Genomic DNA, 7,889 nt, shown 5'->3' with positions numbered 1-7,889 from the left:
CGCCATCGCCGCGCCTCTCGGCGTGGCCACGGCCTCCAACAGCGAGCAGTCATTCCTCTTCGGCAAAAGCGCCGACGAGCCGATCCCATACTTGTGGATCGGGACGCTGCGCCCATCCTATTGGGTCGAAGGCTCGCGCGCTGGACTGAACCAGGCCCACATCGCTTTCATCGCTCCCAGCAAGGCGGCGGTCGATGCGTTCCATCGCGCCGCGCTTGGTGCGGGCGGCCGCGATAATGGCGGGCCGGGGCCCCGCGAGGGCGCCGGCGAGTACTACGGCGCCTTCGTGCTCGACCCGGACGGCAACAACATCGAGGCCTGCGTCCGCGGCCCAGCCGCGCGTTAGATGCCTCGGCCGCCGAACCGTCGGTTCAGCTTGCGCATGCCACCGATCCAGCGGCCGTAGTCGGCGGTCTTGTTGCGCATGTACTCCAGCACCTGAGGGTGCGGCAGGATGAGGAATTCTTCCTTCTCGATGGCGCGCACGCAGACCTCGGCCAGCTCCTCCGGCTCCATCATGCCGTCGATAGAGGCCACCCCGTCGGGATTGCTGGCCGTCATCTTCGTGCGCACCGCCTGCGGGCACAGGACAGAGACCTTGATGCCCTCGTCGCCGTGGGTGATGGCGAGCCACTCGGCCAGGCCGACCGCGGCGTGCTTGGTCACCGCATACGGCGCCGATCCGATCTGCGACAGCAGCCCCGCGGCCGAGGCGGTGTTCAGGAGATAGCCGCCGCCGCGCGCGGCCATCCGAGGCACCAGGTGGCGGGCGGCCCAGACGTGGGCCATGACGTTGATGTCCCAGATCCGCTGCCATTGGCTGTCGGGCGTCTCGGCGCCGCCGCCGACCCCGATGCCGGCGTTGGAGCAGAACAGGTCGATCGGGCCGTGATCGCGCTCGACGGTCTCGATCAGGTCCGCGATCTCGGCCTCCTTCGAGACGTCCACCGTGAACGCGACGCCGCCGATCCCCGCCGCCGTGGCCTTGACCCCAGCCTCATCGCGGTCGGCGCAGACGACCAGCTTGGCCCCCTCCTGGTGAAATCGTTGGGCCAGCGCGCGGCCGATGCCGCTGGCCGCCCCCGTGACGACGATGATGCGATCCTTCAGGTCCATGGCGCGTTCCCCGTCCTTATTTCCGCCCGCGAGGGCCTTGAGCATCCAAACACGAAGACCATGGAGACCACAAAGGGGCTTCGCTGGCCGGGGCTTCCCCTGCGCCTTCGTGGTCTTCGTGGTCGAGAGGCCTGCGGCGCTATTCGGCCGCTTTCTGGCCCACGTTGTCGAAGTCGCTGGCGTCGTGGCGTTCGGGCAGGTTGCCGTCGCCGGCGCGGTTGACGATGCTCCCGCGCTTCACCGCCGGGCGCTCGTTGATCTGAGCGGTCCAGCGCTGGACGTGCTTGTAGCTCTTCACGTCGAGGAACTCGCCGCTCTCATAGGCTAGGCCCTTGGCCAGGAACCCGTACCAGGGCCAGACTGCGATGTCGGCGATGCTGTAGTCGGCTCCGCCCAGGTACTCGCTCTCGGCCAGCCGGCGATCCAGCACGTCGAGCTGACGCTTCACCTCCATGGCGAAGCGATCGATGGCGTATTCGATCTTGAACGGCGCATAGGCGTAGAAGTGGCCGAAGCCGCCGCCCAGATAGGGCGCCGAGCCCATCTGCCACATCAGCCAGGACAGCACCTCGGCGCGCTTGGCAGGTTCCGTGGGCAGGAAGGCGCCGAACTTTTCGGCCAGGTGGAGCAGGATCGCGCCGGATTCGAAAATTCGAATCGGTTGGGGTCCGGAGCGGTCCATCAGCGCGGGGATCTTCGAGTTCGGGTTGATCTCCACGAAGCCGGAACTGAACTGATCGCCTGACCCGATGTTGATCAGCCACGCGTCGTACTCGGCGCCTTTGTGCCCGAGAGCCAGCAGCTCCTCGAACATTATGGTCACCTTCACCCCGTTGGGCGTGCCCAGCGAATACAGCTGGAAGGGGTGCTTTCCGACCGGCAGCACCTTCTCGGACGTGGGGCCGGCGATCGGGCGGTTGATGTTGGCGAAGCGACCGCCGTTCTCCTTGTTCCAGCTCCAGACTTTCGGCGGGACATAGTCAGCCGGGTGGTTCGGGGGTGGGGGCGCTTCGGACATCGGGGGCTCCTGGGGCGAGGCTGAGGTTTCGATGTGGGGCGCCGGCCCCGGTTTGGCGAGTCCTGACGCGAGGGCAGAGCTTGGGCTTGGCCGGATCCCGCGCTAACAACGCAGCCATGGCCCTCGACTTCTTCCAAAACACCTTCGCCGGCAACCCGCTCGACCGGGCCTCCGACCGCCGGACCAACACGGACTGGCTGGCCGAACAACTGGCGTCGCCAGACTCGCTCGGCGTGGCCATCTGGAACGGCAACCCATTCGTCGAGAAGACCGGAGGCAAAGACGGGGGGAACGGGGGGGTGCAGATCGCCTACCTGCCGGCCAAGCTGGTGGGCGAGATGGCGGGCGGCAAGGAGCGGCTGCTGTTCATGGGGCTGTGGAAGGGCACGGCTATCTTCGCAGTCGACATCGAGGGCGAGGCCGATCCCGCCCAGGGCCCGCTGGCCGGATTCGGCGAATTCAAGGACCTGCGGCAGGTGGCCCTGCAGCTGCCGCCGACCGACGCGGCGATCATGGCCACTGCCAAGCAGATGTTCGAATGGCGCCGCCGCCACCTGTTCTGCGCCAACTGCGGCCAGCCCTCGGAGGCGATGGACGGCGGCTGGAAGCGCCAGTGCCCGTCCTGCCGCGTCGAGCACTTCCCGCGCACCGATCCGGTGGTGATCATGCTGGCCTACCATGGCGAGCGCTGCATGCTGGGCCGCCAGGCGATCTGGCCGAAGGGCATGTTCTCGGCGTTGGCCGGCTTCCTGGAGCCCGGCGAGTCGATCGAGGAGGCCTGCGCCCGCGAGCTTAACGAGGAGGCCGGGCTGCACGCCCTGAGCGTCCGCTACCACTCCACCCAGCCCTGGCCCTACCCGTCATCGCTGATGATCGGCCTGCTGGCCGAGGTGGAGGACGAGGAGGGCGCGCCGGACCAAACCGAGCTGGACGAGATCCGCTGGTTTACCCGCGCCGAGGCAAAACAGCTGCTCGCCGGGCAGTTGCCCGACACCTTCTGCCCGCCGGCGATGGCCATCGCCCATCAGCTGATCCGCGCCTGGGCGGAGGAAGCCTAGCCGCCGCGCTGGTCCCGCGAGCGCGCCAGCACCGCTTCGCGCCGGGCGGCGATGTCCTCGCCGCGGTTCCTGCCGAAGCCGCCGTCGATGGCGTGACGGGTATGCACGCGCCTTCCCTCCGCCACGGGCACGTCGACGCTCTCATCCCAGTCGGCGCGCAGGGCGACCACCATGTCACGCGGCTGTTCGGCGATGGCCTGCGCGATCTTCATGGTCCTCGGCAGGAGTTCGTCGTGCGGGACCACGTCGTTCACCAGGCCGATGCGCAGGGCCGTCTGGGCGTCCACGAAGTCGCCGCTGAGCGACATCTGCCTGGCCCAGGCGCCCCCCACCCGCCGCGGCAGGTCCACCACCACCGGGCCGGGGTAAACACCCACGCGCAGATGGGTGTCGGCGAACACCGCCCGCTCGGAGGCGATCATGAAGTCGCACAGCAGGGCGACCTCGAACCCGCCCGTCACCGCCGGCCCATTGACCGCGGCGATCATCGGGATCTTCGAACCCACCTGGGCGGCGGTGTAGGACGGCAGCTGCGCCAGGGTCTCGACGCCCAGGTTGCGCAGGTCCAGGCCGGCGCAGAACGCCGGGTCCGCACCGGTGATGACGATGCATCCGGCGTCCTGGCTCGCCGCGATGGCGTCGCAGAGCGCGCCGGCCAGCGCAGCGTTCAGAGCATTGCGCGCCTGCGGCCGGTTTAGCGTGAGGAGAGCCACCTTGCCGTGGCGTTCGGAGCGGAGGACGGGATCGGTCATGCCCGCATGTTGACCGCGCTTGTCGCAGCGGGAGTCAACCGTCTCGACGCGTGGCTAGTCGGCCGCCTGCGGGGTTGCTGAGAGTGCGGTGAAAGCGGCGGCGGCGTCCGGGTGGATTTCGAACAGGCGGTCGTACTGCGAGATCTGGAAAATCTCCCGCAGGATTGGGGACAGCCCGCACACCGCGATCACGCCGCCGTGCGCCAGCTCCTGCCAGGCCAACGCCAGGGCGCGCAGGCCGCGCGAGGACAGACGCGTCACCCGGCGCAGGTCCAGGATGAGGGCGCCGTCGCCGCTGACGCAGCGCACCTCGTCCACCAGCCAGCGGGCGAAGGGCTCCCAGTTCTGTGAGTCCACCTCGGTCTCGCGGACGCTGACCATCAGGATGTGGCCAGCGCGCGCCTGATCGATCGTCCCGGCCGCGAAGGCCACGACCTGCGGCGGCGCGCCTCCGGATCGGCCGCGGCGCGGCGCAAAGCTCCGCTCGTCGTCGAGGGCGACCACCGCTTGGTCATGATCGCGCGCAACCCTGCGCGCAGTCTCGTCGGCTCTGGGGTGTTGCGAGATCGCCATGGAGTCCACTGTCGGCCGCTCGATTGAGGGCCTCAACGCAGCAGGCGGCGTTGCCGTTCCGACGCCCACGCCGTCAGCGGCTGCGGAACGGGTCCGCTGGGTAGACGCCGAGGATCTCGAACTTCTCGCAGAAGAACTTCAGCTCATCGAAGGCCAGCGCCAGGCCGCGGTCCTCCGGCCGCCCGTCGACCTCGGCGTAGAAGAAGGTGGCGGTGAAGGCGCCGTTCTCCATGTAGCTCTCGAGCTTGGTCATGTTGACGCCGTTGGTGGCGAAGCCGCCCAGGGCCTTGTAGAGCGCCGCCGGCAGGTTGCGCACCCGGAACACGAAGCTGGTCACGCAGGGGCTGGTGAAGGCTGGAGGCGCGGGCCTGGGGTCCGCGGTCATCACCAGAAACCGCGTGGTGTTGTGGTGCTCGTCCTCGATGTCGCGGGCCAGGATCTCCAGGCCATAGATCTCCGCCGCGAGGGCCGGCGCAATCGCCGCACGGGTAGGGTCGGGACGTTCGGACAGCATGCGGGCCGCGCCGGCCGTGTCGCCCACCGCCTCGCCCTTCAGCTTCAGCCGCTTCACCGTCTTGCGGCACTGGTGCAGTGCGATGGCCATCGTCTGGACCGTCTTCAGGTCCTCCAGTTTCACGCCCTTGTTCGCCATCAGCTGGAAGTGGATCGGCTTGAACCGCTCGCCGATGATCTTCAGGCCCGAGGCCGGCAGCAGGTGGTGCACGTCGGCCACACGGCCCGCGATGGAGTTTTCCACCGGGATCATCCCCAGCTGGCAGTCGCCTGTCTTGATCGCCTCGAAAGCCTCCTCGAACGTCGGGTGCGGTACGGGCTCCATCTCGGGGAAGGCCGCGGTGCAGGCCTCGTGGCTGTTGGCGCCGAGTTCGCCCTGGAAGGCGATGCGTCCCGCAGCTCCCCGTTCCGGCTGGGCCTTCGAGCTACTCATTATGCGTCCTTGCGTAGTCTCTGGCCCGTTGGAGGTCGGCGGGGTTGTCCACGGAAATCGGGGCCGCGTCGATCACCGCCGCCCAAATCGACATGCCCATCTCCAGCGCCCGCAGCTGTTCCAGGCGCTCGCGCAGCTCCAACGGCGAGGGCGGGGCGGCCGTGAACCGGATCAGCGCCTGACGACGGAAGCCGTAGACGCCGTGGTGCAGCCACACCGGCGCGTCCCCATACAGCACGGAGCGGGTGAAGTAGAGGGCCCGGCCGCTCCGCCCGTCCGGCTGCATCGCGGCCACCACCTTGGGGATATCGGGATTGGCGCGTTCGGCCGGATCGGTTTCCGCGACCATCACCGTGGCGATGTCGCAGGTGGGCTGGGCGCCCAGCAGGTTCACCGTCGCGCGCAGCACATCCGGCGACACGAAGGGGATGTCGCCCTGCAGGTTGACCACAACGTCGTGGTCCGCGCCCGGGTCGATCTCGTTCAGGGCCGCCAGGATGCGGTCGCTCCCGGATGGCAGGCCAGGATCGGTCAGCACCGCGCGACCGCCCGCCCTCTCGACCGCCTCGGCGATCTCCGCGTCTCCCGCAGCCACCGCGACGGACCCGATCCCGGCAGCCTGCGCCTGGCGCATCACGCGCACAATCATGGGTATACCGGCGATGTCGGCAAGGGGCTTCCCCGGCAGGCGGGTCGCGGCCATGCGCGCGGGGATCAGGACGACGGGGTTCATCGCGGGAGGAGGGCCAGGGAAACTAGGGCTTGGGCGGTTGCGCGAGCGCCGGTAGCGTGTAAGAGAGCCGCACGCAATAAGGGGCGGGATTCCCGCGCGTCCGCGGTGGCTGGGCCGTGGGGGTTGAGAGGCGTAACCGGGGGACCATGAGCGACCTCACGTTCAATAAGATCGCAGGCGCTGGTCTCGCGACCGGCCTCCTGATCGTCGGCCTTACGCAACTGACCGGAGGCGTGTTCGCGCAGCATCCGGCCAAGACGCCAGGCTATGCCGTCGCGGTGGCCGAAGGGGCCGGCGAAGGCGGCGCAGCCGAGGCCGACACCCTGCCCGACTGGGGCACGGTCCTGCCGACAGCGGACGTGGCCGCCGGGGCGGCGGTGTTCGCCAAGTGCCAGTCCTGCCACACGATCGCCGCAGGGGGCGCCAACGGCACCGGTCCGAACCTGCACGGCGCGCTCGGCCGCAAGCCCGGCGGCCACGCGGGCTTCGCCTACTCGGCCCCGATGGTCGAGCTCGGCGGCAAGCAGCCGGTATGGGATTACGATCACCTCTACGAGTACCTGAAGGCGCCGCAGAAGTATCTTCCGGGCACCAAGATGACCTTCGTCGGACTCAAGAAGTCGGAAGACCGCGTCAACATCATCGCCTACCTGAAGAGCGAGGGCGGGACCCTCCCGGTCCCGGCGCCGGATCCGTCCCGCGCCCCCGGCGCGGCGGCGCCAGCCGCAGACGCCCCGGCCGCGTCGCCCGCCGAAGGTCCGGCGACGGGCGAGAACAACCCCGCAGCCCCAAGCGCGGCCCCGCCCGCGGCGGCCACGCCAGCGGCCCCTGCGCCGAAGACCTAGGCTGGCCGCCACCCCACCGGCGACCAAGGCCTCGGCGAAGCCGCCGAACAACCTCGTCGGCCTCGCCGTACTGGGAGCCTTCCTCGCGGCGGGCGCTGCGCTGCAACTCACGCCGCCCGTCCGGACGCCGCTGACCTTCGCCTTCATCCTGCTCGGCTGGATTCTGGCGGTCATGGCGCACGAGTTCGCCCATGCGCTGACGGCGCACCTGGGCGGCGACAGCACCGTTCGGGCCAAGGGCTACCTCGCCTTCGATCCGCGCAGGTACGGCGATGTGGGCGTCAGCCTGGTGATCCCCCTGCTGGCGCTGGCGCTGGGCGGCATCGGCTTTCCGGGCGGGGCGGTCTACCTGCGCAACGACCTGATGCGGAGCCCCGCCTGGCGCGCCGCCGCGGCCCTCGCCGGACCGATGGCCACGCTCCTGGTGCTCATCGTACTGGCCTACGTCCTGAGCCTCTGGTCGCAGGCCGCCCTGCCCACCCCCCTGTTCGACGCCCTGGCCATGCTGGCCTTCCTGCAGGCCACCGCCCTCATCCTCAACCTGTTGCCGTTTCCGGGCCTGGACGGGTTCAACGCCATGCGGCCGTTCCTGCCCCGCGCCTGGGGACCGGTCCTCCACCGCTATGAGGGCCTGGGCCTCCTCTTGCTGCTGGCCGCGCTGTTCCTTCTGCCGGGGGCGAGCGCGGCGTTGTTCGGCGCCGCCGCGGGATTGAGCGCGGCGCTGGGCGTGCCGCGCGAAGCCATGCAGGCCGGCTGGAACGCGTTCCACTTCTGGCGCTAGAGCGGCCGCTCCCCGCCGCATGATGCGGGCTCTCGGCGGCGTTCTGCCACACCCTTGGTAACAGGCT

General features: G+C 69.5%; 10 protein-coding genes. 4 read left to right on the top strand and 6 right to left on the bottom strand.

Going from position 1 to position 7,889, the window contains the following annotated elements; genetic code table 11:
• Window positions 1-4: 4 nt before the first annotated feature.
• The gene (locus tag QZV94_RS20675; protein WP_293681331.1) at window positions 5-346 is read left to right on the top strand and encodes a VOC family protein; all 342 of its coding nucleotides are present in this window, start codon (window positions 5-7) and stop codon (window positions 344-346) included.
• On the opposite strand, the gene QZV94_RS20670 is transcribed toward QZV94_RS20675, so the two are convergent.
• Both QZV94_RS20670 and yghU read right to left on the bottom strand, forming a co-directional pair.
• Window positions 343-1,161 carry an SDR family oxidoreductase gene (locus QZV94_RS20670; protein ID WP_293681328.1) on the bottom strand — a complete coding sequence of 273 codons (819 nt, stop codon included), beginning with the start codon at window positions 1,159-1,161 and terminating at the stop codon, window positions 343-345. The genes QZV94_RS20675 and QZV94_RS20670 overlap by 4 nt on opposite strands.
• Before the next feature lie 94 nt (window positions 1,162-1,255).
• On the bottom strand, window positions 1,256-2,134 hold the full coding sequence (gene yghU, locus QZV94_RS20665; protein ID WP_293681326.1) for a glutathione-dependent disulfide-bond oxidoreductase: 879 nt from the start codon (window positions 2,132-2,134) through the stop codon (window positions 1,256-1,258).
• 116 nt (window positions 2,135-2,250) lie between these two features.
• On the opposite strand from yghU, the gene nudC reads away from it, so the two are divergent.
• Window positions 2,251-3,192 carry an NAD(+) diphosphatase gene (gene nudC / locus QZV94_RS20660; RefSeq protein WP_293681324.1) on the top strand — a complete coding sequence of 314 codons (942 nt, stop codon included), beginning with the start codon at window positions 2,251-2,253 and terminating at the stop codon, window positions 3,190-3,192.
• Here the strand turns inward: nudC and QZV94_RS20655 are convergent.
• The 4 genes from QZV94_RS20655 to QZV94_RS20640 form a co-directional block, all read right to left on the bottom strand.
• The gene (locus tag QZV94_RS20655; protein ID WP_293681322.1) at window positions 3,189-3,944 is read right to left on the bottom strand and encodes an enoyl-CoA hydratase; all 756 of its coding nucleotides are present in this window, start codon (window positions 3,942-3,944) and stop codon (window positions 3,189-3,191) included. The genes nudC and QZV94_RS20655 overlap by 4 nt on opposite strands.
• Before the next feature lie 54 nt (window positions 3,945-3,998).
• The gene (locus QZV94_RS20650) at window positions 3,999-4,517 is read right to left on the bottom strand and encodes an STAS domain-containing protein (protein WP_293681319.1); all 519 of its coding nucleotides are present in this window, start codon (window positions 4,515-4,517) and stop codon (window positions 3,999-4,001) included.
• 73 nt (window positions 4,518-4,590) lie between these two features.
• Window positions 4,591-5,463: a prephenate dehydratase gene (locus QZV94_RS20645; RefSeq protein WP_293681316.1), complete on the bottom strand. Its 873-nt coding sequence runs from the start codon at window positions 5,461-5,463 to the stop codon at window positions 4,591-4,593.
• Entirely contained in the window at window positions 5,456-6,196 is a 741-nt protein-coding gene (locus QZV94_RS20640) for a 3-deoxy-manno-octulosonate cytidylyltransferase (RefSeq protein WP_293681313.1), read from the bottom strand. Before QZV94_RS20640 ends, QZV94_RS20645 begins: the two co-directional genes overlap by 8 nt.
• A gap of 146 nt (window positions 6,197-6,342) precedes the next feature.
• On the opposite strand from QZV94_RS20640, the gene QZV94_RS20635 reads away from it, so the two are divergent.
• Window positions 6,343-7,041: a cytochrome c family protein gene (locus QZV94_RS20635; protein ID WP_293681310.1), complete on the top strand. Its 699-nt coding sequence runs from the start codon at window positions 6,343-6,345 to the stop codon at window positions 7,039-7,041.
• Window positions 7,042-7,213: 172 nt separating this feature from the next.
• On the top strand, window positions 7,214-7,822 hold the full coding sequence (locus tag QZV94_RS20630; RefSeq protein ID WP_293681307.1) for a site-2 protease family protein: 609 nt from the start codon (window positions 7,214-7,216) through the stop codon (window positions 7,820-7,822).
• Window positions 7,823-7,889 lie beyond the last annotated feature (67 nt).

The organism is uncultured Phenylobacterium sp. (assembly GCF_902826855.1).
In the GTDB taxonomy this organism is placed as follows: domain Bacteria; phylum Pseudomonadota; class Alphaproteobacteria; order Caulobacterales; family Caulobacteraceae; genus Phenylobacterium.
Note: the sequence above shows the minus strand (reverse complement) of the source record. Positions and strands in the feature narration are given on the sequence as shown.